This is a genomic window from Ruegeria sp. G10 (genome assembly GCF_056533645.1).
This window is the reverse complement of the sequence record NZ_JBQFOQ010000003.1, coordinates 215649-241759: the sequence shown is the minus strand read 5'-3', so window position 1 is coordinate 241759 and position 26111 is coordinate 215649. Positions and strand designations below refer to the sequence as shown.

The window sequence follows — 26111 nt, the reverse complement described above, 5'->3', positions numbered from 1 at the left end:
GATGGAAAAAATGCCCAAATGGGCCGATGTGGTGCTGATCCCGCTGATCAGCCTGCTGTTGGCCACAATCCTTTCGGCAATCGTCATCCTCGCCATCGGAGAAGACCCGATCGAGGCGGTCAACCTGATGGTCACCGGCGCGTTGGGCTCGACCTATGGTTGGGGCTATACGCTGTATTACGCGACCAACTTCATCTTTACCGGTCTGGCCGTGGCGGTCGCCTTCCACGCGCGGCTGTTCAATATCGGCGGCGAAGGTCAGGCTATGCTGGGGGGCTTGGGCGTTGCCATCGTCTGCCTGTCGGTGCCGTGGCCGCACTGGACCATCGCCCTGCTGGCTGCTTGTGCCGCCTCGATGATCTTTGGCGCAGCATGGGCGGCCATTCCGGCCTATCTGCAGGCCAAGCGCGGCAGCCACATCGTGATCACCACGATCATGTTCAACTTTATCGCGGCCGCCTTCCTCAACTACATGCTGGTCAACGTCATGCGCCCGCAAGGTTCGCAAGACCCGGCCACCGCGCGCTTCCCCGAAGCCGTGCATCTGCCCACCTTCCAGTCGATGTTTTCAACCGCGGAAAACGTGATGTTCCGCGGCGCGCCTGCGAATATCTCGTTCTTCGTGGCGATCCTTGCCTGTTTCGTGGTCTGGGCGCTGATCTGGCGCACCCGGCTGGGCTATGAAATCCGCGCCTATGGGCATTCGGAAACCGGGGCGGTCTATGCCGGTATTTCTCCGGTCCGGATCACCATCATCGCCATGCTGATCTCGGGCGCGCTGGCCGGTCTGATGGCCATCAACAACGTGATGGGTGAGGCGGAGCGGCTGGTCCTGAACTCGACCGAGGGGGCCGGGTTCATCGGCATTGCCGTCGCCTTGATGGGGCGATCGCATCCGTTCGGCGTGTTCTTGGCCGCGATCCTGTTCGGGTTCCTGTACCAAGGGGGTGCCGAACTGGCGCTCTGGACGTCAATCCCGCGCGAGTTGATCGTGGTCATTCAGGCGCTGGTGATCCTGTTTACCGGAGCGCTGGACAACATGGTGCGGATGCCGCTTGAAAAGCTGTTCCTGGCTCTGCGGAAGGGGTCGGCCTGATGGATATCTTCCTGACACTCATCCAGGTTCTGGATTCCACCATCCGTCTGGCGACACCGCTGCTGCTGGCCTGTCTGGCCGGGCTATATTCCGAACGTGCGGGCATCTTCGATATCGGGCTCGAAGGCAAGATGTTGATGTCGGCCTTCTTCTCGGCGGCTGTGGCAGCTGTTACCGGCTCGGTCTGGCTGGGCCTGTTGGCGGGGATTGCGGCCTCACTGGTCCTGTCGGCGCTGCACGGGTTTGCCTCGATCACGTTCCGGGGCAATCAGCTGATCTCGGGCGTAGCCATCAACTTCCTCGCCTCAGGGATGACCGTGTTGGTCGCCCAAAGCTGGTTCCAGCAAGGCGGGCGCACTCCATCCCTGTTTGGCGGCGGGCGGTTCGAATCCGCCGAATTCCCCTATGCCATCGGTCCCGAGGACGCAGAACTGACCGGGAAACCGGTGTCCGAACTGATGTCTGAGGCCAACGTCCCGCACTTGGTCTATTCCGAGCTTCTGTCGGGCCATTCCATTCTGGTCTACGTGGCCTTCCTGATGGTGCCGCTGACGTGGTGGATTCTGTTCCGCACCCGTTTTGGCCTGCGCCTGCGCGCGGTAGGTGAGAACCCGGCAGCCGTCGACACTGCCGGTGTCTCGGTCGTGGGTCTGCGTTACGCGGCTGTGGCGATCTGCGGTATCCTGTGCGGCATCGCCGGGGCCTATCTGGCCACCGCCCTGCAAGCCGGGTTCGTGAAAGAGATGACTGCCGGGCGCGGGTTCATCGCGCTGGCCGCGCTGATCTTTGCGAAATGGCGGCCCTGGCACGCCATGTGGGCCTGCCTGCTGTTCGGTCTGCTGCAAGCCGTTGCCCTGCGTTTCCAGAACATCGATCTGGGCGGCGTCGTGATCCCGGTGCAGGTGATGGACGCCCTGCCCTATATCCTGACCGTGGTGATTCTGGCCGGGTTCGTGGGCAAGGCCGTACCGCCGCGCGCCGGGGGTGAACCTTACGTGAAAGAGCGCTGATAAGGCCAGTTCAGGACTGCCCTGCAGTCCTGTTTGCTGCAAAGCGGCATACAGAGTTGATTTTGTATGCCGCAACCGCTCTAAGGGGGTATGGACATGCCCCGCCACAGCTTTGCAGCCCCGGCATCCAAGGCCCAAGTTGTTGCGCGTGCTACGCCTGTTGAGTTTTACGTTATCACCGGTTCTGCTCCGTTGCGCGGCGCGGCCTGTCCCGTTTAGAAGAAGTCATGCAGATATACCTCCCGATTGCCGAAGTCTCCGTGAACGCGTTTCTGCTGTTTGGGCTGGGTGGCATGGTGGGAATCTTATCGGGCATGTTCGGGGTCGGCGGCGGCTTTCTGATGACGCCGCTTTTGTTCTTCATCGGCATCCCGCCAGCAGTTGCCGTTGCGACCGAAGCCAACCAGATCGTCGCCTCGTCCTTCTCGGGCGTTCTGGCCCATTTCAGGCGGCGAACGGTCGATCTGAAGATGGGAACGGTGCTGCTGATCGGAGGGCTGATCGGGGCGGCGCTGGGTGTGGTCCTGTTCAACTATCTCAAAAGCCTTGGACAGGTCGATCTGCTGGTCAAGCTTTGCTATGTGGTCTTTCTGGGCGTCATCGGCAGCCTGATGTTTGTCGAAAGCCTGAATGCGCTGCGCAAGTCCCGCAAGGGTGGCGGTACCCCGCCAAAGCGTCGTCAGCGCGGATGGATTCACGCAATGCCGTTCAAGATGCGGTTCCGGACTTCGGGGCTTTATATCTCGGTCATTCCGCCGGTCATGGTGGGGCTGTTCGTCGGCATCCTGTCGGCGATCATGGGCGTCGGCGGCGGATTTATCATGGTGCCTGCGATGATCTATCTGCTGGGAATGCCCACCAAGGTCGTGGTCGGAACCTCGCTGTTTCAGATCATCTTTGTGACGGCGTTTACCACCATGCTGCACGCCACAACAAACTATACGGTCGACGTGGTGCTGGCTGTTCTGCTGCTGGTCGGCGGCGTTGTGGGCGCGCAGATCGGAACGGTGATTGGCGCGCGGATGCCAGCGGAACAGCTGCGGGTGCTGCTGGCCGCGCTGGTGCTGGTGGTCTGCGGCAAACTGGCGCTGGACCTGCTCCTGCAACCGGCGGAACTGTATTCGCTGGGCGATGCGGGGGGGCACTGAGATGTTGCGCCTGATCGCCGCCCTCTGTCTGATCTGCCTGCCGGTTTACGCCGCCGAGGAACAGGTTGTTCTGGGGCTGTCTCAGGACCGGGTTTCGATCACCGCCAATTTCGACGGCTCGGAAATTCTGGTCTTTGGCGCCGTCAAACGCGAGGCCCCGATCCCCGAAGGCCCGCCGCTTGAGGTGATCGTCTCGGTCGTGGGCCCATCCGAACCTGTCACGGTGCGCCGGAAGGAGAAGAAGTTCGGCATCTGGGTCAACACCGACAGTCTGGTCGTCGATCTGGCCCCCAGCTTCTACGCGGTCGCCACCAGCGCACCGTTCCGCGAGGTGCTGACGAACACCGAAGACCTGCGTTACAAAGTGTCGGTTGAACGCGCCATACGATCGGTCGGGGCGGATATGAGCATTGAAAGCGCGCAGGATTTCGCAGCCGCTGTCATTCGCATCCGCGAGACTGAAGGGCTGTATTCCATCCGCGAAAACACCGTGGCGGTGGACGAACAAACCCTGTTCCGCACCTCGATCGATATGCCTTCGGACCTGACCGAGGGCGACTATACCGCGCGCATTTTTCTGACCCGTGGCGGCAACGTCGTATCCACGTTCGAAACCTCGATTGACGTGCGCAAGGTCGGGCTGGAGCGGTTCCTGTACAATATGTCCCGCGAGCAGCCGATCTGGTACGGGCTGATGTCGCTGGCCATCGCCATAGCCGCCGGCTGGGGGGCGTCGACGGCGTTCCGTCTTCTGCGGGAAAACTAGGCGCTATCCGCGACCGATATAGGGCATGGTCGTGGCCATCACCGTCATGAACTGCACATTCGCCTCGGGCGGCAACTGCGCCATGTGCAACACTGACCGCGCCGCGTCAGCAACATCCATGGTCGGGTCGGGTGTGCGCCCCGCTGCGATGGTGCTGTCGACCAGGGCCTGCACCATCGGCGTGCGTGCATTGCCAATGTCGATCTGACCACAAGCGATACCAAACGCGCGCCCATCCAGCGACAGGCTGCGCGTCAGCCCTGTAATGGCGTGTTTGGTTGCCGAATAATGCACCGAGTTGGGACGCGGCACATGGGCGGCAATCGAACCGTTATTGATGATCCGTCCACCCTGCGGTTGCTGCGCCCGCATCGCGGCAAAGGCCGCACGAGCACACAGGAACATCCCGTTCAGGTTCACATTGACCGAGCTGAACCAGTCCTCCAGCGCGATCTCGTCAATGGTGCCACCGGGCGCGAAGATACCCGCATTGTTGAACAGGACATCCAGCCGACCGGCTTTCGTGGTGAACGTCTGGAAGGCGCGGTTCACCGCATCCGGGTCGGTCACATCCACGACCAGCGGGATCGCATTGTCCCGCCCCTCGGCCATCGCGTGCAGCTTGTCTGCGCTGCGCGCCAGCAGGCCGACGCACCAGCCTTCAGCCAGAAACAACTCGGCCGTCGCGCGGCCTATGCCCGAGCTGGCCCCGGTGACGATGATCGTTTTCATGTCTCTTCCGCCTCCAATGTCAGCGATGGCGCGGCCACGGCCCGCAGGTCATCAACGCGCAGCGGGTGCGTCGGCTTCGACAACCGATTGCGCACCACCCAGACCAGCCGCTCTTGCGCACGGGTTATGGCGACATAGGCCAGACGTTTCCACAGCGGCTGCCCCGCCTCGGTCCGGCCCATGCGGGCGGCGGCGTAGATATCCGGGGCAAACACCTGAACTGTGTCCCATTGCGATCCCTGCGCCTTGTGGATCGTCACTGCTGCGCCATGCAGGAACGTCGCCCCCATGCGGGCGGCGTAGGGGATGAAGGGTTCCTCTTCGTCCGGCTTTTCAATCTGCACGATCGAGGCCGCGCTGACCTGCGGGTCTTCGGCCCCCATCACATGCAGGCGCGAAAACCCCGGCTTGCGACCGGGGCCCAGATAGATGACCTGCGCGCCCTTGATCAGGCCACGAGCCTCAAGGTCCAGCCGTTTCTTGCGATGTTTCAAGGGCAGTTCGATACCGTCGCAAATCAGCGGCTCGCCCTCCAGCAACTCGGTCTCGGGCGCGCCGTGGACGTTTCGGAAGGCTTGAATCAGGCGAATCCGGGTGGCGTTGCGCCAGACCAGAACCGGGCTGCGGGCCATCAGATCGACTTCGACCCGCTGACCCCAGACCACGCGGTCATCCTTGCGGGCGGTGTCCTCGATCAGCCGCTCGAAATCCTCGAACCCCATCGCCGGATCAGACAGCGCGTGGGCGAGGTCCAGAATCGGATTGCCCGCCGTCTGCCGATGCACCCGATGCAAAATCTGTTTGCGCGGTTCGGGCAGGGTATCGAACACCATCGACCCGGATTGATTCACAGGCGCCAGCTGCGCCGGGTCGCCGAACAGCAGCAGCGTCGGGAAAATCTCTTTCAAATCGTCGAACTGCCGGTCATCCAGCATCGAGGCCTCATCGACAAAGCCAATATCCAGAGGCTCCTCGCGCCGTTTCCAACCGGTGATGAAATCAGACCCGCGTAATCCGGCAGCGGCCAGCGCGCCGGGGATGGATTTGTTGTTGGCATAGAAGGCAGCCGCCCGATCCAGCGCCTCGTCGGTCAGGCCTTCGATCTCGGGGCGTTCATCATTGCCCGCCAGCCACTCGGCGATGCGTTCATATTCCGGGTCGTAAACCGGGGTATAGAGAATGCGGTGAATCGTTGTCGCGGGCACCCCGCGCAGGCGCAACACGCTCGCCGCCTTGTTGGTCGGCGCAAGGATCGCAAGGCTGCGTTTGTCGCGCGATTTGCGGCTTTCGAAATCGCCCGAGATCAGGTTAACGCCGGACTCGGCCAGCGCCTTGTAAAGCTCGGCCAGCAGCAGGGTCTTACCCGACCCCGCCTTGCCGATCACCGCCATCACACCCGATTGCCCCCCGCCCGGCAGCTTTAGCAAGGCATCGTCGTGGAGGTCGACACCAGCGCTGCGCAGCATCTCGGCGATGTTGTCGAAAGCGGCTGCCTGATCTTCGGAAAAGGTGACTTGGGGCAAGGACATGGCGCGACCCTACAGGGACGCGCCGCCCGCCACCAGACACCGAATGCGATTTAGGCCGACATTGCAAACCGATGCTGCGCGCCGCTGCCAAAGGCGGTCTTGAACCACAGGCGAGACAGCTCACGCGGGATGCCCGCACGGGCCGCGACGCGGTTGCAATCGTCCGCCGAATAAGGCCACAGACCCACCGAAATCTGATCCCGGCCGGACCCTTCCGAACCCAGCACCACCGGCGATGAGCCGATCATGCGGTAGATCCGGATCATGCGCGCATCAAAGACACCAGCGATATGGGTCAGGCCAAACCCCTCCATCACCTCGCCACCGCTGAGCATGATCGCACCAGCCGTATGGGCGCTGGCGGTGCGCGAGAGGCAAAAGCGCGTCACCTCCCAGATCATCGGGCTGCAGATGGGGCTGCCGCCGGTCAGATGGCCGAACACCTCGTTCACCATCACCGGGCCCGTGGTGGGCAGGATTCGCATCGAGCCGCCATGGCTGCCATCCGCCTCTTCCCAGATCACATAGAGCGGATTCAGATCATCATACTGATCCCGCTCCTCGCCCTTTTCATTCACCTTAACGTCCCAGCCCAGGCGAGTTTTGAACTGATCGGCCCGGTCCCGAAACATCCCCTTGGCCAAAACTGGAAATTTATGCAGCTCGTCCGCATACAAATAACGCAACATGACGTGTTCCCCTTGTCGTCCATTTGGAACAAAGGGGGTACGAACACGTGGTTAATTTACGATGAGAGCAACGTACGGTGATTAAACGACTATTAAGCCCCGGCTGAGCGCGGTGGCGATGGCGTGGGTCGTATTCTGCGCGCCAAGTTTTGATCGCGCGCTTTCGATGTAAGCGCGCAGAGTATGCTCGGAAATCGAAAGTGAATGCGCCACCTGCGCGCGGCTATAACCCAGCGCCAAAAGCGTCATCGCATCAATCTCGCGTGGCGAAAGCCCGCGCACGGTTTCAGGCTGCCGATTTTTGGCGAATTCCAGCGCTTTGCGATTCAGGAAATGCGCGACCAGAATCAGATCGCGACCATAGGCTGTGATGAAAGCCTGCCAAGCCGTATCATCGCAAGTATGGTTTACAGTGAACAGGGCAAACTGTCCGCTCGGGCCGCGGAGCGGGATCGAATATCCTTGGTTACCGACACCGTGTGCAAGTGCATCCTCCAGAAAGGCGCGCACTGCTTTCCCTGACCAGTTCAGCTGCTTCCAATCCACGGCGTGAAAGCGTTGAAAACACCCCAGTATTACCGGATCAATACGATGGTAGTTTCTGTCGCGGTATCGCGCATCCCATGCATCTGAATAGGTGGTGAAACCATATTGATCACCGGCCCCATCCACCCAGTGATATGTGACATGATCAATATTCAGCCGGTCCCTTAGCTGGACCGAAACGCTGGTCAGCTCTTCAAGCGTGCTGGTGCTTTCCAAATCCTCGAGGATCCGGCTCAAGTCGAATTGTGTTGCCATTCGCGCGCGCGCGTGCCTCGTCTTTCAAGGACGCAATCTCGGCCGCAGCGATCAACCTGGTGTCATCAAGCTGTTCGGCAAGCGCAGTTAAACCATTCGCCACCGCAAAGGCGTTGAGGTCCGACAATACGTCCAGTATCCACTCATTTTGCGCCATCAGGGTGTCCCCGAAATAGTTAACGAAGGGTTAACATAACCATATCATGCGGAGACTATTTCAGCCTACTCACTGCTTTCTACTCCCCAAAAATAGTGGGTCATGGGATACTAAGCCCTTGATAAGACTACCGACGCCATAAACGCAAAACACCCGCGCGACTAAGACAGGTCGCACGGGCGCAAGATTGCAGCGTTTCAGTCGCGCGTGTTAATCGCGCGCCGCCAGAACCTCATCCAGAGTCCGCATGCCAGTGTGCGGCGCCTGCACAAGCACGGACATATTGCCGGGCTTATGTTCGTTCCGCATCATTTTCATATGTGCCTCAGGCAGCTCCTTCCAGCTGAACACCTCGGACATGCAAGGGTCCAGACGCCGCTCGACCATCAGCTGGTTCGCCGCAGCCGCCTGCTTGAGGTGCGCAAAGTGCGATCCCTGCAGGCGCTTCTGGTGCATCCACATATAACGCACGTCGAAGGTCAGGTTATAGCCGGTAGTACCAGCGCAGATCACGACCATGCCGCCCTTTTTCACCACGAAGGTCGAGACGGGGAAGGTGCTTTCGCCGGGGTGTTCGAATACCATGTCGACATTCACACCCTTGCCGGTGATGTCCCAGATCGCCTTGCCGAATTTGCGGGCCTCTTTGAACCATTCAGCATATTCCGGGGTGTTCACCGTGGGTAGCTGACCCCAGCAGTTGAAATCCTTACGGTTCAGGACGCCCTTGGCCCCCAGCCCCATGACAAAATCACGCTTGCTTTCGTCCGAGATCACACCGATCGCGTTTGCGCCCGCCGTGTTGATCAACTGGATCGCATACGACCCCAGACCACCCGATGCGCCCCAGACCAGAACGTTCTGACCGGGTTTCAGATCATGCGGTTCATGCCCGAACAGCATCCGGTACGCGGTGGCCAGCGTCAGCGTGTAACAAGCGCTTTCTTCCCAGGTCAGATGTTTCGGGCGCGGCATCAACTGCTGGGCCTGCACATTGGTGAACTGCGCAAAAGACCCGTCCGGCGTCTCATAACCCCAGATGCGCTGGCTGTCCGAATACATCGGATCACCACCGTTGCAGTGTTCGTCGTCGCCATCGTCCTGATTGCAGTGGATCACGACCTCATCGCCAACTTTCCAGCGCGTGACCTTCTCACCCACGGCCCAGACAATGCCCGAGGCATCCGAACCCGCGATATGGAAAGGTTGACCGTGACCATCAAACGGGCTGATCGGCTTGCCCAGCGAAGCCCAGACGCCGTTATAGTTAACGCCTGCGGCCATCACCAGAACCAGCACCTCATGGCTGTCCAGCTTGGGAACGTCGACCACCTCAAGTTGCATTGCGGTGTCAGGTTCACCATGACGCTCGCGGCGGATCGCCCACGCATACATCTGCTTGGGAACATATCCCATCGGAGGGATCTCTCCCATCTCATAGAGGTCTTTTTCGGGCGCATCGTACGACGCGATGCCACTGTCGACGTCCAAAGCCATGCTGGCCTCCTATAACTCATCCATTGCCGCGCCGCAGAATCGCGGCTGTCACAAGATGGAATATTGGCCGTCACGAAATAATGCAACAGTTTTTGATATGTTTTTTGTAATTTTATGACCCAGCAGTCGCAGAAATGCTTGCTGCGCCTGCATCGTCGCGCGACGGCGGGGCCGGTTCAGAGGCTGCTGCATAATAAGCCAACAACTCGGGCCGCTGCCCGGTCGGACGCAACGTACCGTTCTCGCGCAGAAGAATCCTGCGTTCGACCAATTGATTGATCGCATCATCCACGGCCTCATCCCCGACCGTCTCAGGCCCACCCTGTTCCTGCAAACGCGCCCGAAGCGTCTCTTCTTTCATCTCGCCTTCCTGCTGGATCAGGCGACAGGCCGCCGGCAATGGAACAAAGGGCGTCGCAGCGCCGATCCGGCGCATCAATTCGCGCGCGAGATCGGTGGTCAGATCGCGGTCATGCGCTGCGCGAAATTCCTGCAGCGAGATCGGTTTTGCATACCGCACAGAGGCCATGCCGAAGCGTTTGTATCGCCCGGTGATCCGCCGCCAGATCTGTTTCAAGGTCCAGAGCGTGATAACACCGATACGGGCGCGAAAACGCCGTTCAGTGTCCTTGGCAGCGGCAGTGAGAACAGTGTCCTCCAGCACGCGGTCATAGTTCAGCGCGACCGGCACAAACACCACATCGTGGCCCTGTGGGTCCGCCGCATCGACCATGTATTTCAGCAACCCCAACTTGGGACGCCCCAGCTTGCCGCTCAGGCTCAGCCCGCCTTCTGGGAATATCGCCTGCGTCACACCCGCTTCGGTTGCGTGGCGCACGTAGCTGGCCAACACCTGACGATAAAGATCACTGCCCGATTTGCGCCGGATGAAATATGCGCCCATCGCTCGTATAAGCCGACTGAGCGGCCAGACCCGCGCCCATTCACCAACCGCATAAGACAGGGTGGAATGATCCGCCGCCAGATAGGTGATCAACACATAGTCCATGTTGCTGCGATGATTCATGACATAGATAACCGCAGCATCCGGGTCGATGTTGTCCACCGCCGCTTTGTCCTCGTAGCTGAGCCGGACATTGTAAAACGCATTGCTGAGGATCCGGGCAAATCGGATCGCCACGCTGAAATAGGCCACAGTCGAGAATGACGGAGCGATCTCGCGGGCGTAGCGCCGCGCCAGTTCCGATGCCACCGCATCAGGCACACCTTCCTGCTTGGCATGCTGCTGCACCGCTTTGCTGACCTGCGGGTCATAGATCAGCCGCTGGATCATATCGTGCCGACCAGCCAGCTTGAACGGCTGGATCGGACGCTGCAACCGCTTGTTCAGACGCGCCACAGCGCGTTCGAGCCTGCGACGAAAAAACCACCGCACCGATGGGAACAAGAAATGCGAAGCGAAAGTGACCGCGGCAAACAGCACGATCAGCACAAACAGCCAAAGCGGTAGTTCCACGGTCTGAGTCATCTGCGCACAGTGCCATCAATCTGGATCGCTCACAATCTGAAGAAACCCTGTTATGCCGCGACGCAGCGAATTGACATATGCTGAAAATTACTATTTATCACCTATTGACGTAATTTTGTTGCTCACTGACCCACGAGGCCCACCCGATGACGCAGACGCAGAAAGACCGCCCCTGGCTGATCCGAACCTATGCCGGGCATTCGACCGCCCAAGCGTCGAACGCGCTCTATCGTGCCAATCTGGCGAAAGGGCAAACCGGGCTTTCGGTGGCTTTCGACCTGCCGACCCAGACCGGGTATGACAGCGACCACACGCTGGCGCGCGGTGAGGTCGGAAAGGTGGGTGTCCCCGTCTGTCATCTGGGCGACATGCGGATGCTGTTCGACCAAATCCCGCTGGAGCAGATGAACACCTCGATGACGATCAACGCGACAGCGCCATGGTTGCTGGCGCTTTATATCGCCGTTGCCGAGGAACAGGGCGCGGATGTGTCCAAGCTGCAGGGAACGGTTCAGAACGATCTGATCAAGGAATACCTGAGCCGCGGCACCTATGTCTGCCCGCCGAAACCGTCGTTGAAGATGATCGCGGATGTGGCCGAATATTGCTATTCCAACGTGCCGAAATGGAACCCGATGAATGTGTGTTCCTATCACCTGCAAGAGGCCGGCGCGACGCCCGAACAGGAACTGGCCTATGCGTTGGCGACCGCCATCGCCGTTCTGGACGAGCTGCGCCCCCGTGTCCCGGCCGAGGATTTCCCGGCGCTGTGCGGGCGGATTTCGTTCTTTGTGAACGCGGGCATCCGGTTTGTTACCGAAATGTGCAAAATGCGCGCCTTTGTCGATCTTTGGGATGAAATCCTGCAACAACGCTATGGTGTCGAGGACCCTAAGTTCCGCCGATTCCGCTATGGCGTTCAGGTGAATTCTCTGGGTCTGACCGAGCAGCAGCCCGAAAACAACGTCTATCGCATCCTGATCGAGATGCTGGCCGTGACTCTGTCCAAGAAAGCCCGCGCCCGCGCCGTGCAGTTGCCCGCATGGAACGAGGCGCTTGGCCTGCCGCGCCCGTGGGATCAGCAATGGTCGATGCGGATGCAACAGATTCTGGCCTATGAAACCGACCTGTTGGAATATGGCGACCTGTTCGATGGAAATCCGGCGGTTGATGCCAAAGTCGAGGAACTCAAGGAAGGCGCTCGGGCAGAGCTGGCAAATCTGGAGTCGATGGGCGGGGCCGTCGCCTCGATCGAATACATGAAGTCGCGGCTGGTGGATTCGAACGCCGAGCGTCTGAACCGGATCGAACGCAATGAGACGATAGTGGTCGGAGTAAACAAATGGACCGAGGGTGAGCCCTCGCCCCTGCAGACCGAAGATGGCGGCATCATGGTGGTCGACCCCGCCGTCGAGCAGGACCAGATCGGGCGTCTGAACGACTGGCGCGCGGGGCGCGACCAAGCCGCCGTTGCCGCAGCTCTGCAGGACCTGCGCGAAGCAGCCGCGACCGGGGCGAATGTGATGGCCCCATCCATCGCTGCGGCCAAGGCGGGCGTCACCACTGGCGAATGGGCCGAGGAAATGCGCAAGGCCTACGGAACTTACCGAGGCCCGACCGGCGTTTCAGGATCTGTCTCGAACAAGACCGAAGGGTTGGACGATCTGCGCGCCGCGGTTGACGCCGTCAGTGACAAGCTGGGGCGTCGCTTGAAGTTTCTGGTCGGAAAGCCGGGGCTGGACGGGCATTCCAACGGGGCCGAACAGATCGCCTTCCGCGCCCGCGATTGCGGCATGGATATCAGTTATGAGGGTATTCGCCTGACACCCGAAGAGATTGTCGCCGCCGCACGCGCAGACAACGCGCATGTCATCGGTCTGTCTATCCTGTCAGGCAGCCATTTGCCTCTGGTACAGGACGTGATGAACCGCCTGCGCGAAGAAGGCCTGAGCGACATCCCCGTGGTCGTCGGCGGGATCATCCCCGATGAAGATGCCGATGCGCTGCGCGCCATGGGCGTCGCCAAAATCTATACGCCCAAGAATTTCGAGCTAAACGCCATCATGGACGATATCGTTACGTTGGCCGACCCAAAAAATATGGCTGCAGAGTAAGGGCACCCAGACCAAGCCGAAAAAAGCAATAGACCATTTCCCAATTTCGATTTACCAAAGCCAGCGCCTTGGGATTAAATCGGACGGGAAAAAGAATGGCAATTGATCTTGAAAAAATGTCGCGCAAAGAACTCATCGATTTGCGTAATGACATCGAAAAGGCAATGAAGCGCGCCGAGGCACGCGAACGTAAAGAAGCATTAAGAGCTGCGGAAAAAGCGGCTGCTGAATTCGGGTTTTCGCTGTCTGAATTGTCGTCAGACGGCCCGAAGTCCGGGAAGACACCAAAAGCCAAGCCGAAATATCGTAACCCCGACAATGCCGAACAAACCTGGACAGGTCGGGGTCGCAAACCGCGCTGGGTGCATGATGCGCTGGATGCCGGCACCGATCTTGCAGACCTTGAAATCTGAACCGGGGCATTTGCGAAAATGACAATACATATTGGCGCCGAAAAAGGTGAAATTGCCGAAACCGTTCTTTTGCCGGGCGATCCCTATAGGGCAAAATGGGCAGCCGAGACATTTTTGCAAAACGTAAGACAGGTCAATAACGTACGTGGCATGCTGGGATTTACCGGCACCTGGAATGGGAATGCGGTAACCATTCAGGGCAGCGGCATGGGTATGCCCTCGCTCTCAATCTATGTTAACGAATTGATCCGGGATTACGGGGCGAAAACGCTTATTCGCATCGGGTCCTGCGGAGGTATGCAGGACAGCGTCAATGTGCGGGATGTCATCCTCGCGATGACGTCGACCACGCTAAGCACCCCATCGCGCGGCATCCTGAAAGAGCTGAACTTTGCCCCCTGCGCGGATTGGGGCCTGCTGCAGGCCGCGGCACGGGCGGCAGAAACCAAAGGCACGCGTACCCATGTCGGCGGTATCTATTCCTCGGATGTCTTTTATGACGAACGCCCGGACCTGAACGAGCAAATGGTGCGCCACGGTGTTCTGGGTGTCGAGATGGAAGCGGCCGAGCTTTATATCCTTGCGGCGCGCCATAAATGCCGTGCGTTGGCGGTCCTGACGGTCTCGGACCACCTGCTGACTGGCGAAGCGCTGCCGTCATCTGATCGAGAACGCAGCTTTGGCGACATGGTCGAAATCGCGCTTGAGGCGGCTTTCCCAACCACTTGACACGCCCAAACACTAACGCCCATGCGTGCGATCATAAGCATTGCGCGCAGGGCTGCGCCAGCCCGCCAATGCGCCATCGGCAGGCGCAAAAACCTCGACCAGCAAAGGGTGGCATGGCGCGGTATCCGAGGAATGCTCGGATGAGCAGTCACCACCCGGGCAGGCACTGAGATTCCCCAGCAGATCAATCTCGGCGAAGAATTCCAGATAGTCACCAGGCCGAACAGGCGAGGCCTTCATAAAGTACTGACCGGTATCGCGGGTGAACCCGGTACACATGAACACGTTCAGAACATCATGTACGGCCGGTTCCGCCTCGGCCAGCGGGATGGCCAAATGATCTGCCAAAGCACGGGTCAGGTTTGAATGGCAGCAATGATGGTACTGGGTCCCGGCAAGCAAATTGCCTGTATATGGATCGCAGCGCGTACCAATCACATCATGGACCGAACCGCCGAACGCATCGATGCCATACCAGCCCAGCGTATCCGCAACGATGGTCGCCATCGGGCGCATATGCGGAAAGCTCGACCACATCTGCTCGCCCGTTGTCAGATGCGTGCCATGCAGCGCACGTGTCTTGCCGGAATAGAATCTTTCGGACAGGTCATTCAGATTCCAGAGATTGAGGTCGCCAACCTGCGGCCCCTCGACCGAGGTGATGCGAAAGAAATGCCCGGCAGGCACTTGGAAACAACGCGCGTCACGCGCTGGAACCAACACTTCGTCTGTTTTTTGCGCCGTTTCCCGAGCCGCCTGGTACAGCGCCAGAGGGGGCTTGGGCAACCCATCGGTGGGGTAGCAAATAACAGGCGCGACCACACGGCGGGCGTCCGCGTCATTCGGCGGTTGAGGGGTGTTCTGAGAATCTGTCATGGCTCGAGATTGACCTAGTTCGTGATGACGTAAAAGCCCAAAGCCATGCAGAAACAGACTTAACCGATCACAACGCGTGCACCATGTGGCGATTTAAAGCCACTCAAATCGGAAAAACCTCAAGAGTGCTTGGAATGCTCCCCCTAGACAAGGGTCCCGCTCGCATCAGATGCGCGTCAAAGCTGACTGCTGGCGCTTTGGATAACGCTTCTTCTTTTACATCACAGGTCATAGTTTTAGGACATACGGGGTACCTCACCACGCTGCATCCATTCGGATGCGCAGGCTAAGTGCGCCAAGTTATCTTCCACATCCTTTGTCAGGTCCTGTTTCGCGGTCGTCGTACAGGCAAGAGCGGAGCGTCACACAATATCAGTTTATCTGGGTGAGCAGGTTTGCAAGGTACCCACCGGCACCCGGAGCTCGCTCAAAGTCAATCAGCGCAAAAGCCCGTTGGATATCAGCCCTGCCCCTTGAGGCACCGCGTGGGTTCTTCATCTGATTGTGAAACGGCACCACAGAAACTGCAGCGCCATTGATGCGCATCGCGGTGCTGTCGCCACCGGCATTCGCGCGTCAGCGACGAGGTTCGGGAGCGCCAATAGAAGTAGGCAATAACACCGGCAGCAAGCAAAAGCAGAAGGACTGGCATCCTTCTGCTTTGCCGATTGTCAGCAGTTTTTCAAGACCGGACAGAGGTTTTAGGCGGCACGCGCGTATTCGAACAACTCCGGCGCGTCCTCGAAAGCTGGAACCTTAGGTTCGGGTGTGTAATAAGCCCACGCCTGTTCCAGGAGCTCAAGGGCTTTGGCCGCATCGGTTTTCTTTTTGTCTGCGCTCATCGAAGTGATCCCGTAATGTGTCATCACTCCTCCCCAACGCAAAGATATTCGGACCGGATGCCGGGCACATCAGATCTTTTTGCAGGCGGGGTATGCTCAAAATACATACAAGGCCAGCAGATACCTCTGCCAGCCCGATGCTTTGCAAAGGTTATGCAGCCATGCAGGCATTTGCCTTCGCGGCTTGCGCGTCAGTCACACCATTTCCGGGAACGAAGACTTCGGTTTGCTTCCCATTCTGAAGGACGTACTGGGTGGTAAAAGACCCCTCAATCCCGGCTTGGCTGGCGCAATCCACTTGCTTAAAGGCGAACTCAGCTCGACTGCTGTTCGATCCACTACATGCGGAAAGAGCACTGATCGATGCGACAGTCAGAACCTTGATTGGTGTTTGGGGCATTGATGTTCTCCAGCCATTCAATACCCGCAGAACACGAATAAATCCGGGGCGCTTCAGCCCCGGATTTCTTCTTCGACCTGAACTGTGGTTACACAGCCCGCTCGACCATCATCTTTTTGATCTCAGCAATCGCTTTGGCCGGGTTCAGACCCTTGGGGCAGGTTTTGGCGCAATTCATGATGGTGTGGCAGCGATACAGCTTGAAGGGATCCTCAAGCTCATCCAGTCGCTCACCTGTGGCCTCATCACGGCTGTCGATAATCCAGCGGTAGGCGTGCAGCAGTGCGGCGGGGCCAAGATAGCGGTCGCCATTCCACCAATAGCTGGGGCACGAGGTTGAGCAACTTGCGCACATGACGCATTCATACAGACCGTCCAGCTTCTTGCGATCTTCGATGGACTGTTTCCACTCCTTCGCCGGGCGGTTGGTCTTGGTTTCCAGCCACGGCATGATGCTGGCGTGCTGCGCATAGAAATGCGTCAGGTCGGGGATCAGGTCCTTGACCACGGGCATGTGCGGCAGCGGGTAAATCTTCACGTCGCCCTTGATCTCGTCCATCCCATAGATACAGGCCAGCGTGTTGATCCCGTCGATGTTCATCGCGCAGGACCCACAGATCCCTTCACGGCACGACCGACGGAAGGTCAGGGTTGGGTCGATCTCATTCTTGATCTTGATCAGCGCATCCAAAACCATCGGGCCGCAGGTGTCCATGTCGACGAAATAGGTGTCGACACGCGGATTTTGCCCATCATCCGGGTTCCAGCGATAAATCTGGAACTTGCGCACGTTGGTCGCACCTTCGGGTTTGGGCCAGGTTTTTCCGGTCGTAATCCGGGAATTCTTGGGGAGGGTCAGTTGTACCATAAGTTCCTCTCCTTAGAACGTGCGCGCCTTGGGCGCGATTCTTTTAAGGCTGATGCCACCTTCATCTTCGGTGGTCAGCGGATCAACGATGACAGGGCGATAGCTGAGGTCAACCTTGTTGCCCTCGACCCGGCTGACGGTATGTACTCGCCAGTTTTCGTCGTCACGCTCGGTGAAATCCTCATGCGCGTGCGCGCCGCGGGATTCTTTGCGGGCCTCTGCACCGACAATAGTGGCCAGCGCACTTGGCATCAGGTTGGTCAGTTCCAGCGACTCCATAAGGTCGCTGTTCCAGACAAGGCTGCGGTCCGAGACTTTCAGGTCGTCCATCTTGGCAGCGATGGCAGTCATCTTCTCGACGCCCTCAGCCATGGTTTTCGACGTCCGGAACACAGCCGCATCCGACTGCATGGTCTTTTGCATCTCAAGCCGCAGATCAGCCGTCGGAACCGCACCGCTTGCGTTGCGCACCGCATCAAACCGGTCAAACGCCTTATCGACCGATGTCTGATTCAGCACTGGGTTGGGTGCATCCGCATCCACGACCTTGCCCGCCCGGATCGCCGCCGCGCGGCCAAAGACCACAAGGTCGATCAGCGAGTTCGACCCAAGCCGGTTGGCCCCGTGGACCGACGCGCACCCGGCCTCACCGACGGCCATCAGGCCGGGGACCACAGCGGTGGGATTGTCCTCGGTCGGGTTGAGAACCTCACCCCAATAGTTCGTTGGGATACCACCCATGTTGTAGTGAACTGTCGGCAGAACCGGGATCGGCTGCTTGGTCACGTCGACCCCAGCGAAGACCCGTGCAGATTCCGAAATACCCGGCAAACGCTCGGCCAGTGCCTCGGCGGGCAGGTGGCTCAGGTTCAGGTGAATGTGATCACCGTCCTCCCCGAGCCCGCGGCCCTCGCGGATTTCCATGGTCATCGAACGGCTGACATAGTCGCGCGGTGCCAGGTCCTTATACTGGGGCGCATAACGCTCCATGAACCGTTCGCCTTCCGAGTTGGTCAGGTAACCGCCCTCGCCCCGCGCGCCTTCGGTAATCAGACAGCCCGAGCCGTAGATGCCGGTCGGGTGGAACTGCACGAACTCCATATCCTGCAGCGCCAGACCCGCGCGGGCCACCATGCCACCACCATCACCGGTGCAGGTATGGGCCGAGGTCGCGCTGAAATAGGCGCGGCCATAACCGCCAGTCGCCAGCACCACCATCTTGGCGTTGAAGACATGCATCGTGCCGTCGTCCAGTTTCCAGCAAACGACGCCCTGACACTGTCCATCATCGGACATGATCAGGTCGATGGCAAAGTATTCGATATAGAACTCGGCGTTGTTTTTCAGCGACTGGCCATACAGCGTGTGCAGGATGGCGTGGCCTGTCCGGTCCGCAGCCGCGCAGGTGCGCTGCACAGCGGGACCTTCGCCAAATTCCGTTGTGTGCCCACCAAATGGGCGCTGATAAATCTTGCCTTCTTCGGTGCGGCTGAACGGCACGCCATAGTGCTCAAGCTCGTAAACGGCCTTGGGAGCCTCACGCGCCAGATACTCCATCGCGTCTGTGTCACCCAGCCAATCCGAGCCCTTGACGGTGTCGTACATATGCCATTGCCAGTGATCCGGGCCCATGTTCGACAGCGACGCGGCGATCCCGCCCTGCGCGGCGACCGTGTGCGAGCGGGTCGGAAACACTTTGGTCACACAGGCCGTACGCAGCCCTTGTTCCGCCATGCCCAGCGTGGCGCGCAGCCCGGCCCCACCGGCACCAACAACGACCACGTCATATTCATGCGTTTCGTATTCGTAAGCAGCCATTTCTTTCAGCTCCGGGAATTAAAGGGCAATGCGCGCGATGGCGAAGAGGCCAGCCGCGGCCGCGCCGTACGACAGGCAAGTCGTCAGGATGATCAAGACTTTTTCCATGGTCCCGTGGACATAATCCTCAAGCATCACCTGCGCGCCTTCGGCAAAGTGTTTCATGCTGACCACAAGGGTCAGCGCGGCAACAATCGCCGGGAACGGGCGCGAGTAATAGTCCAACACCACGTCATACGGCTGACCCAGTACCGGGCCGAATGTGAAAATGAACAGCGGAACAAGGATCAGCAATGCCACCGAGCTGACCTTCATCCGCCAAAAATGAGCAGTACCTGCCTTGGCCGACCCAAGACCCGTCGCGCGTTTGCGGTCCGTCAGATAACGCATAAGTAAACTCCTTTACGCGACAATCAGCAGGGTGAGCAGGGTCAGAACGACCGAGCCGATAACAACCGCCCAGCCCAGCTTCATCGCAGTCGGCAGATCCAGCCCCACCGCATTGTCCCAGATCAGGTGCCGGACACCGGCCAGTGTGTGGTACCACAGCCCCCAAAGCGACAGCGCCATCACCAGATCGCCCAGCACCGATGTGAGCCACCAGTTCGCCCGTTCGAACGCTTCGGGAGAGGTCGCTGCGGCCAGAAACCACCAGACGATCAGGAGTGCCGCAACAATGAGCGCATTTCCGGTAATACGGGTCAGGATGGACGTGACCGACGTCAACTGAGGACGATAGATCGACAGGTGCGGCGAAAGCGGGCGATTGCCCCGATTTACATCGGCCATGGCGGCTCCTTTTCGGTTGGCTACCGAACGTTTTACTGTTTTTTGCGACACTGTCACGCGCTGCAGGTGCAAAAAGCGTTAAATCCAGCGCAAATCGCGCGATAAAATCTGTTTGTGATCACGACCACATTTTGCGTGATCACAAATCGCATTCAGCGCCGCCAATGTTAGCGTTTTCAAGGGAAAAGCTATGTGATCACGAATCTAGTGACGACCGCGATTCAGGTCCGCCGTCTGCTGCGTCACTTCGCGCAGCAATTTTTTGCGGATACGTTCGGGGTAATCGGCGAATCCGGCGGCCGAGACGACAAAGGCACCCTCGCCCACGATAACATTCTCAAAGAAATAGGCGGTCAGGTCGGGTTCGCTTTCTTCAATGGCAATGGCGTTCACGGTCACTCCGCGATCCCGCAGTTTAGGGTGCAGTTTCACCGGCTCGACACCCTCGTTGGAAATCCCGTCGCCGGACAGATCGATCAGGTGACGGGCACAGTCTGCTACACTGTCAAAATGCGAGATTGTCATTTCAAGCGCCTCGCCGATCGCAGTCGAGAAATTGCGCCACACACGCGGATCGTTAGCCACCTGTTCGGCGAAGCTGTCCAAGGTTGCGAAGCTGTCGATCCGGGTCCATGGGATGGTGACCCGCTGGCGCGAACTGCCGGTCCACTGCACCAGCATCAGCTGAGCCTGCCCACGTACCAGCGCCTCGGATACAATGGGATCGCGCAGGCCGGCGGCCAGGCCATCCATCTGGATACGATATTCCTCGGAATCGACCGAGCCGGAAACGTCAACCGCCAAAGCCAAAGCCAAATCACAGGCATAAGCCTGCGAGGCCAGACAGAGACTGGCCACAAACGCGCGCACCATCATCATGCGACCAGCGTATCACGGATTTCGCGGACCGCGATCAATTGAATGTCAGCGGGGTTACATCGGCATCAGCGCCCAATAGTCCAGATCCAGCAACACGCCGGGCAGATATTTGCCATCCTCGTTGCGCAGGGCAAACGGTTCTCCGCCTTTGGTCGCTACCAACCGCAGGCGCACAGCCCCGACGCCCGGTACGCCTGTTTCTGCCTTGCCCAAGACCTCGGACCATGCCTTGATCGTGTCACCCGCGAAACAGGGGTTGGCGTGCGCGCCGCCATTCAGTCCCACGATCATCTGCGCGTTGGCCAGCCCGTTGAACGACAGCGCCCGCGCCATCGAGATCACGTGGCCGCCATAAATCAGCCGACCCTCGGGGCGGAACGTCAGGTCGAAATGCACTTTGGCCGTATTCTGCCACAGGCGCGTGGCCAGCATGTGCTCGGCCTCTTCAACAGTGACGCCATCAACGTGGTCGATCTGTTCTCCGACCTCATAGTCGCCCCAGCGATGCGCCTCGCCGGATTGCACAAAATCGTAGTTCGAAAGATCGAGCCCCGCGGGCACTACCAGATCACCAACATCCAGCGCCTGTTTTAATGCGGGTACAACCGTATCAGGCGCAGGTGCATCCAAATTCGATTTGCGCACCATGACCCAGCGCACATACTCAATGACCGCCTCATCGCGCTGGTTCATCCCGCGCGTGCGCACCCAGACCACGCCGGTTTTCCCGTTGGAGTTCTGTTTCAACCCGATCACCTCGGATTCCGACCGCAAGGTGTCGCCGGGATAGACCGGCTGCAGCCAGCGCCCCTCGGCATAGCCCAGATTGGCGACCGCGTTCAGCGAGATGTCGGGGACGGTTTTGCCAAAGACCACATGGAACGCCGCCAGATCATCGATCGGGCTTTGCGGCAGGCCACAATTCCGGGCGAACTCGTCCGAGGAATAGAGCGCATGGCGGGCGGGATAGAGCGCGTGGTACAAAGCGCGCTCGCCATCCGTCACAGTGCGCGGGACTGCGTGGTGCAGCACCTGCCCGATGGAATAATCCTCGAAGAAGTTATCCGGATTGGTTTTTGCCATTATTGTTGTCCCAGTTTCATGTCTGCTGTGTAGTCGGCCTGAACCTCTTTGGTCACAGCCTGCGCGCAACGCATGACGTTGTTGGCCGCGTCAAAGGCGTATGAGGGGTCACCGTACAGATCCCACCCCTTTGCCAGCGCGTCCGAGACCTTGTGACAGAAGGCCGAGGTGTCTTCCTCGGTCAGCAAACGATAAAGTTTCGCCATGTTATCCGCCCCTTACCCACCAAACGGTGACGGGCCGACCAGCCCATGAATGTAGCCCACCACGCCCAACAGCACGATCGAGCCCACAAAGAACATCGCATCCTTGCCATAAGTACCGGGTTCGCCCGGAGTCCAGTCAGGTTCGGATTTGTTGATCACGATGACCTCGACCACGGCCCAGGCCAGCAAGCCACCGAACAGGATGATCGACGCCAGATCACCATTCACCAGCAGATGCGCAAAGGCCCAGAGTTTGAAGCCGCCCAGCATCGGGTGACGCAGCTTGTGCAGCACGCGCCCCTTCTGGCCAGCAGGGCTCATGAGGAAGAAGGCGAGCAGAATCAAGAGATTGTTGAGGTGGATCAGGAAGGTCGGCGGTGCCCAGACATAGACGAAATCGGTCATGCGATAGCCGAAGATCATCAGCAAGATCGCCGCGACCAGCGCCAGCGCAACCGCGCCCTTGCCCGCGTTGCCCATGGCGGCGCGCCGTTCGGGCATCACACGTTTGAACAGATGTGCGGCCCACCAAAGCGCCACACCAAGGATCAGAAGAACAAAGCCCATGCTGGCTTACCCCGCTTGCAATGCTGTTATCGCCTCTGCTTTTGCCAGAGTTTCGCGGGCAGTTACAACGTGAAGGTTCTCAACAATTTTGCCATCGACAACAGCCACGCCTTGCCCACGCGCTTCGGTTTCCTCGAAAGCGGCGATCTGGCGGCGGGCCAGGTCGATCTCAACCTCTGATGGCGCGAAGGCTGCATTGGCGACATCGACCTGTGCGGGGTGGATCAGCGTCTTGCCGTCAAAGCCCATATCGCGGCCCTGTGCGCATTCATCGGCCAGCCCGTCGGTGTCCTTGAAGGCATTATAAACACCATCGACAATAATCAGCCCTTCGGCCTTGGCCGCCAGCAGGCACAGGCCCAGCGAGGTCATCATCGGCAAGCGGTCGGGGCGGAAACGGGTTTGAAGTTCTTTCGCCAGATCATTCGTACCCATGACAAAGCCTGCCATCAGTGGATGCGCCGCGATTTCGGCTGCGTTCAGCATGCCGCGTGGGGTTTCCATCATCGCCCAGATCGGAAGATCGCCCGTGATCGCCGCCAGCGCATCCACATCGGCGGCCGCGCTCACCTTGGGCAGCAGCACCACATCGGCGTCCATGTCGCGCACGGCTTCGGCATCGGCCCGGCCCCATTCTGTGTCCAACCCGTTGATGCGCACGATCTTGACCCGCGCCCCATAGCCGCCTGCAGCCAGCGCAGCCCTGAGCGTTTCGCGTGCGTTGTCTTTTTCGTCCGCGGCCACCGCATCTTCAAGGTCGAAGATAATCGCATCCACCGGCAAGCTACGGGCTTTGTCCAGCGCGCGGTCCCGTGAACCGGGGATATAGAGAACGGAACGATAAGGACGCTGGCGCGGGTCCATTGGCTTCTCCCAAAGAAATAATGTTGCGCGGAATGGGGCATTTTTTGACGGAAAGTTCAAGCGCAAAATCGCCGCAGCGCAGCATTTCGGCGCCGTGACGCAACGTGCGTTGCCTTAACGCGATATCGCTTTGTCGGTTGCACCCTGTTTTTGCGATGAAAACGAATGGGGTGTGAGATGCAGAAAATACTGCTGAAGATGACAATCGGTCTGGGGATCATGGTACTGGCTGCGCAGCAGGTCAGTGCACAGAACTGCGCGCCGCGAAGCGACGTGATAAAGCGATTGATCGAAACCTATGGCGAGACCCGGCGCAGCATCGGCATCGCCCGTCAAGGTGCAGTGATGGAGGTGTTTGCGTCGGACCAGAGCGGAAGCTGGACGATCACCGTGACCCTGCCCGACGGTGTGACCTGCCTGATCGCCTCGGGGCGGTCCTTTGAGGCGCTGACCGAGGCCCTGCCGCCCAACGCTTAGGTCAGGGCGTCCCAGATCAGTTTCGTGCCGGTCAATGTCAGCAACACATAAGCGATACCAAAGAACAGGCGTTCGGAGAGCATGAAATGCGCCCGGACGCCCAGCCATGCGCCAAGGATGGCGAAGGGGGTCAGCAGAAGATCAGCCAGCGCGGTGTGCCATGTGAACAGGCCCAGATAGGCGAAGGGCACGAACTTCACCGCGTTGATCACCCAGAAGACCAGCACGGTCGAGGCCTGAAACTCGGTCTTGGACAGGCGCTGGGACAACAGATAGACGGCGGCGGGCGGCCCGCCCGCGTGACTGACAAAGCTGGTGAACCCCGCAACCAGCCCCGCGAACAAACCAGCCGGGGGCGGCAGGCGGTTTGCAAAGCCACGGATCCAGCCCCTGGACTGGCCCACATGCCACACGACGAAGCCGACCGAAATTCCTCCGATCAGCAGCCGCAGCAGGTCGTCATCCGTGACACGATAAAACCAGGCACCCAGCGCAACCCCCGGCACCCCGCCCAGGATCAGCAGGCGGGAATCCGGCCAGCTCCAGCGTTTCCAATAGGGTTTCAGCGTGGCAACATCGATCACCATCAGGATCGGCAGCATCAGCGCCAAAGCCTGCCCTGGCGTCAGGATCAACGCCAGAATCGAGGATGACGCGAAGGCCACGCCCGAGCCGAAACCGCCCTTCGATATGCCGGCAAAGATCACCGCCGGGATCGCCACCGCAAAAAACATCAGATTCATTTCGAACATAGGGTGATCCGCGAATAGGCGTGTCTCGCAGGCGGTTTAGCGCAATCGGTACAGGCTGTGCAAACGGTATGCGGTGGCATGCCGCGCCGCAGGAGGCTTGCGCAGCGTCGTTTTTGCGACTAGCAAAACCGCGATTTCAAAACCGACCGGAGATAATCCAAATGGCCAGACCCAAGATCGCGCTGATCGGCGCAGGTCAGATCGGCGGCACGCTCGCCCACCTCGCAGCAATGAAAGAACTTGGGGATGTCGTTCTGTTCGACATCGCCGAAGGTACGCCCGAAGGCAAGGCGCTGGACATCGCAGAATCCGGCCCCTCGGAAGGGTTCGACGCCAAGTTGAAAGGCACGCAGTCCTATGAAGACATCGCAGGTGCCGATGTCTGCATCGTGACCGCCGGTGTCCCGCGCAAACCGGGCATGAGCCGTGACGACCTGCTGGGCATCAACCTGAAGGTCATGAAATCGGTCGGCGAAGGCATCGCCGCCAACGCGCCGAATGCATTTGTCATCTGCATCACCAACCCGCTGGACGCGATGGTCTGGGCCCTGCGCGAATTCTCGGGCCTGCCGCACAACAAGGTATGCGGCATGGCGGGCGTTCTGGATTCAGGCCGTTTCGCCCACTTCCTGTCGGAAGAGTTCAACGTCTCGATGCGCGATGTCACCGCGTTCGTTCTGGGCGGCCACGGCGACACGATGGTCCCGTCAGTACGTTATTCCACCGTCGCCGGTATCCCCCTGCCCGATCTGGTCGAGATGGGCTGGACCACGCAAGAGAAACTGGACGCCATCGTGCAGCGCACCCGTGATGGCGGTGCCGAGATCGTTGGCCTGCTGAAAACCGGCTCGGCCTTCTACGCGCCTGCCACCTCGGCGATCGAAATGGCCGAGGCCTATCTGAAAGACCAGAAACGCGTTCTGCCCTGTGCCGCTTATTGCGATGGCGAACTGGGTGTTGAAGGCATGTATGTGGGTGTTCCCACCGTCATCGGCGCTGGCGGCATCGAGCGCATCGTCAACATCAAGCTCAACGAAGAAGAGCAGGCCGGCTTCGACAACTCAGTGAATGCTGTGAAAGGTCTGATCGAAGCCTGCAAGGGCATCGATAGCTCGCTGGCATAAGGTCTGGAATTCCAGACCAAAGGGTGAATGCGCGTCTTCGGGCGCGCATTTCTCTTTTCTTGACCATAGAAAGAGAAGTTATAGTGTTCACCACCATCTTCTTGATAACACTGAGGCCCACTTTCTATGTCTTGGCTTTGTCCGCACTCTTACTTTTTTGATATGACAAACCTCAGGGCATTATCACAACAGTTCTTAAGGCCTACTCGGCTCAATGCATCGTGCGTGGGGCCGGGCTGATCCCGATATTTTTCATCGCGCTCGGAGTCGATGGAGGAAATCCAACCGTGATGGACCCGTTGCTCGCAGCCGTGATGCGAACCGCGCCACTTTTCTTGGCAGGAGGGATTTCATTCTATCTATGTTTTTTGCAGAATCGATACTTTCTGAAAAACT

Annotated in this window: 28 protein-coding genes; 9 read left to right on the top strand and 19 right to left on the bottom strand. The window is 59.3% G+C overall.

What is annotated here, in order from left to right; all coding sequences use genetic code 11:
* Position 1 precedes the first annotated feature (1 nt).
* From ACR0KM_RS08090 to ACR0KM_RS08075, 4 genes are all read left to right on the top strand, one after another.
* The gene (locus ACR0KM_RS08090) at positions 2-1096 is read left to right on the top strand and encodes an ABC transporter permease (RefSeq protein ID WP_480860239.1); all 1095 of its coding nucleotides are present in this window, start codon (positions 2-4) and stop codon (positions 1094-1096) included.
* Positions 1096-2106: an ABC transporter permease gene (locus ACR0KM_RS08085; protein ID WP_480860238.1), complete on the top strand. Its 1011-nt coding sequence runs from the start codon at positions 1096-1098 to the stop codon at positions 2104-2106. Before ACR0KM_RS08090 ends, ACR0KM_RS08085 begins: the two co-directional genes overlap by 1 nt.
* Positions 2107-2333: 227 nt before the next feature.
* The gene (locus ACR0KM_RS08080; RefSeq protein WP_480823611.1) at positions 2334-3254 is read left to right on the top strand and encodes a sulfite exporter TauE/SafE family protein; all 921 of its coding nucleotides are present in this window, start codon (positions 2334-2336) and stop codon (positions 3252-3254) included.
* 1 nt (position 3255) lies between these two features.
* Entirely contained in the window at positions 3256-4020 is a 765-nt protein-coding gene (locus ACR0KM_RS08075; protein WP_480860236.1) for a TIGR02186 family protein, read from the top strand.
* Positions 4021-4023: 3 nt separating this feature from the next.
* Here the strand turns inward: ACR0KM_RS08075 and ACR0KM_RS08070 are convergent, their stop codons facing one another.
* The 7 genes from ACR0KM_RS08070 to ACR0KM_RS08040 all read right to left on the bottom strand — a co-directional run bounded on the left by ACR0KM_RS08070 (position 4024) and on the right by ACR0KM_RS08040 (position 10914).
* Positions 4024-4752, bottom strand: coding sequence for an SDR family oxidoreductase (locus ACR0KM_RS08070; RefSeq protein WP_480860234.1), 729 nt, complete (start codon positions 4750-4752; stop codon positions 4024-4026).
* Positions 4749-6281, bottom strand: a complete 1533-nt coding sequence (locus tag ACR0KM_RS08065) for an ATP-dependent DNA helicase (RefSeq protein ID WP_480860233.1) — start codon at positions 6279-6281, stop codon at positions 4749-4751. The genes ACR0KM_RS08070 and ACR0KM_RS08065 overlap by 4 nt, the downstream gene beginning before the upstream one ends.
* A gap of 50 nt (positions 6282-6331) precedes the next feature.
* A complete protein-coding gene (locus ACR0KM_RS08060) occupies positions 6332-6970 on the bottom strand; it encodes an acyl-homoserine-lactone synthase (RefSeq protein ID WP_480860231.1) in 639 nt (212 codons plus the stop codon).
* An 81-nt stretch (positions 6971-7051) separates the two neighbouring features.
* The gene (locus ACR0KM_RS08055) at positions 7052-7771 is read right to left on the bottom strand and encodes a helix-turn-helix transcriptional regulator (protein WP_480823601.1); all 720 of its coding nucleotides are present in this window, start codon (positions 7769-7771) and stop codon (positions 7052-7054) included.
* Positions 7710-7928 carry a hypothetical protein gene (locus tag ACR0KM_RS08050; RefSeq protein ID WP_480860229.1) on the bottom strand — a complete coding sequence of 73 codons (219 nt, stop codon included), beginning with the start codon at positions 7926-7928 and terminating at the stop codon, positions 7710-7712. The genes ACR0KM_RS08055 and ACR0KM_RS08050 overlap by 62 nt, the downstream gene beginning before the upstream one ends.
* 210 nt (positions 7929-8138) lie before the next feature.
* The gene (gene ccrA / locus ACR0KM_RS08045) at positions 8139-9425 is read right to left on the bottom strand and encodes a crotonyl-CoA carboxylase/reductase (RefSeq protein ID WP_480860227.1); all 1287 of its coding nucleotides are present in this window, start codon (positions 9423-9425) and stop codon (positions 8139-8141) included.
* A 112-nt stretch (positions 9426-9537) separates the two neighbouring features.
* A complete protein-coding gene (locus tag ACR0KM_RS08040; protein WP_480860225.1) occupies positions 9538-10914 on the bottom strand; it encodes a 1-acyl-sn-glycerol-3-phosphate acyltransferase in 1377 nt (458 codons plus the stop codon).
* A 146-nt stretch (positions 10915-11060) separates the two neighbouring features.
* Between ACR0KM_RS08040 and ACR0KM_RS08035 the strand changes: the two genes are divergently transcribed.
* The 3 genes from ACR0KM_RS08035 to deoD all read left to right on the top strand — a co-directional run bounded on the left by ACR0KM_RS08035 (position 11061) and on the right by deoD (position 14170).
* Positions 11061-13028 carry a methylmalonyl-CoA mutase family protein gene (locus ACR0KM_RS08035; protein WP_480860222.1) on the top strand — a complete coding sequence of 656 codons (1968 nt, stop codon included), beginning with the start codon at positions 11061-11063 and terminating at the stop codon, positions 13026-13028.
* A 95-nt stretch (positions 13029-13123) separates the two neighbouring features.
* On the top strand, positions 13124-13441 hold the full coding sequence (locus ACR0KM_RS08030) for an H-NS histone family protein (RefSeq protein WP_480860220.1): 318 nt from the start codon (positions 13124-13126) through the stop codon (positions 13439-13441).
* A gap of 18 nt (positions 13442-13459) precedes the next feature.
* Positions 13460-14170, top strand: a complete 711-nt coding sequence (gene deoD / locus ACR0KM_RS08025; RefSeq protein ID WP_480823591.1) for a purine-nucleoside phosphorylase — start codon at positions 13460-13462, stop codon at positions 14168-14170.
* 12 nt (positions 14171-14182) lie between these two features.
* Here the strand turns inward: deoD and ACR0KM_RS08020 are convergent, their stop codons facing one another.
* From ACR0KM_RS08020 to ACR0KM_RS07970, 11 genes are all read right to left on the bottom strand, one after another.
* Positions 14183-15046 carry an urea carboxylase-associated family protein gene (locus ACR0KM_RS08020; protein ID WP_480860219.1) on the bottom strand — a complete coding sequence of 288 codons (864 nt, stop codon included), beginning with the start codon at positions 15044-15046 and terminating at the stop codon, positions 14183-14185.
* A gap of 701 nt (positions 15047-15747) precedes the next feature.
* Entirely contained in the window at positions 15748-15888 is a 141-nt protein-coding gene (locus ACR0KM_RS08015; protein ID WP_480823587.1) for a hypothetical protein, read from the bottom strand.
* 488 nt (positions 15889-16376) lie between these two features.
* The gene (locus ACR0KM_RS08010; protein WP_480470895.1) at positions 16377-17156 is read right to left on the bottom strand and encodes a succinate dehydrogenase iron-sulfur subunit; all 780 of its coding nucleotides are present in this window, start codon (positions 17154-17156) and stop codon (positions 16377-16379) included.
* A gap of 12 nt (positions 17157-17168) precedes the next feature.
* Positions 17169-18974: a succinate dehydrogenase flavoprotein subunit gene (gene sdhA, locus ACR0KM_RS08005; protein WP_480860217.1), complete on the bottom strand. Its 1806-nt coding sequence runs from the start codon at positions 18972-18974 to the stop codon at positions 17169-17171.
* An 18-nt stretch (positions 18975-18992) separates the two neighbouring features.
* Positions 18993-19364 (bottom strand): succinate dehydrogenase, hydrophobic membrane anchor protein, encoded by a 372-nt coding sequence (sdhD, locus tag ACR0KM_RS08000; protein ID WP_480823583.1) that lies wholly within the window; start codon positions 19362-19364, stop codon positions 18993-18995.
* 12 nt (positions 19365-19376) lie between these two features.
* On the bottom strand, positions 19377-19763 hold the full coding sequence (gene sdhC, locus ACR0KM_RS07995) for a succinate dehydrogenase, cytochrome b556 subunit (protein WP_480823581.1): 387 nt from the start codon (positions 19761-19763) through the stop codon (positions 19377-19379).
* Positions 19764-19967: 204 nt separating this feature from the next.
* Positions 19968-20636 carry a DUF1194 domain-containing protein gene (locus ACR0KM_RS07990; RefSeq protein ID WP_480823688.1) on the bottom strand — a complete coding sequence of 223 codons (669 nt, stop codon included), beginning with the start codon at positions 20634-20636 and terminating at the stop codon, positions 19968-19970.
* A gap of 60 nt (positions 20637-20696) precedes the next feature.
* A complete protein-coding gene (locus tag ACR0KM_RS07985; RefSeq protein ID WP_480860216.1) occupies positions 20697-21725 on the bottom strand; it encodes a MaoC family dehydratase in 1029 nt (342 codons plus the stop codon).
* Positions 21725-21931, bottom strand: coding sequence for a DUF1737 domain-containing protein (locus tag ACR0KM_RS07980; protein ID WP_480823575.1), 207 nt, complete (start codon positions 21929-21931; stop codon positions 21725-21727). The genes ACR0KM_RS07985 and ACR0KM_RS07980 overlap by 1 nt, the downstream gene beginning before the upstream one ends.
* Positions 21932-21943: 12 nt before the next feature.
* On the bottom strand, positions 21944-22498 hold the full coding sequence (locus ACR0KM_RS07975) for an NnrU family protein (RefSeq protein ID WP_480860214.1): 555 nt from the start codon (positions 22496-22498) through the stop codon (positions 21944-21946).
* A 6-nt stretch (positions 22499-22504) separates the two neighbouring features.
* Positions 22505-23362 carry an HpcH/HpaI aldolase/citrate lyase family protein gene (locus tag ACR0KM_RS07970; protein ID WP_480860212.1) on the bottom strand — a complete coding sequence of 286 codons (858 nt, stop codon included), beginning with the start codon at positions 23360-23362 and terminating at the stop codon, positions 22505-22507.
* A gap of 177 nt (positions 23363-23539) precedes the next feature.
* On the opposite strand from ACR0KM_RS07970, the gene ACR0KM_RS07965 reads away from it, so the two are divergent.
* A complete protein-coding gene (locus ACR0KM_RS07965) occupies positions 23540-23839 on the top strand; it encodes a hypothetical protein (RefSeq protein ID WP_480860211.1) in 300 nt (99 codons plus the stop codon).
* On the opposite strand, the gene ACR0KM_RS07960 is transcribed toward ACR0KM_RS07965, so the two are convergent.
* A complete protein-coding gene (locus ACR0KM_RS07960) occupies positions 23836-24591 on the bottom strand; it encodes a sulfite exporter TauE/SafE family protein (protein WP_480860209.1) in 756 nt (251 codons plus the stop codon). The genes ACR0KM_RS07965 and ACR0KM_RS07960 overlap by 4 nt on opposite strands.
* Before the next feature lie 161 nt (positions 24592-24752).
* Here ACR0KM_RS07960 and mdh point away from each other — a divergent pair, with 161 nt between their 5' ends.
* Positions 24753-25715: a malate dehydrogenase gene (gene mdh, locus ACR0KM_RS07955; RefSeq protein ID WP_480860208.1), complete on the top strand. Its 963-nt coding sequence runs from the start codon at positions 24753-24755 to the stop codon at positions 25713-25715.
* Positions 25716-26111 lie beyond the last annotated feature (396 nt).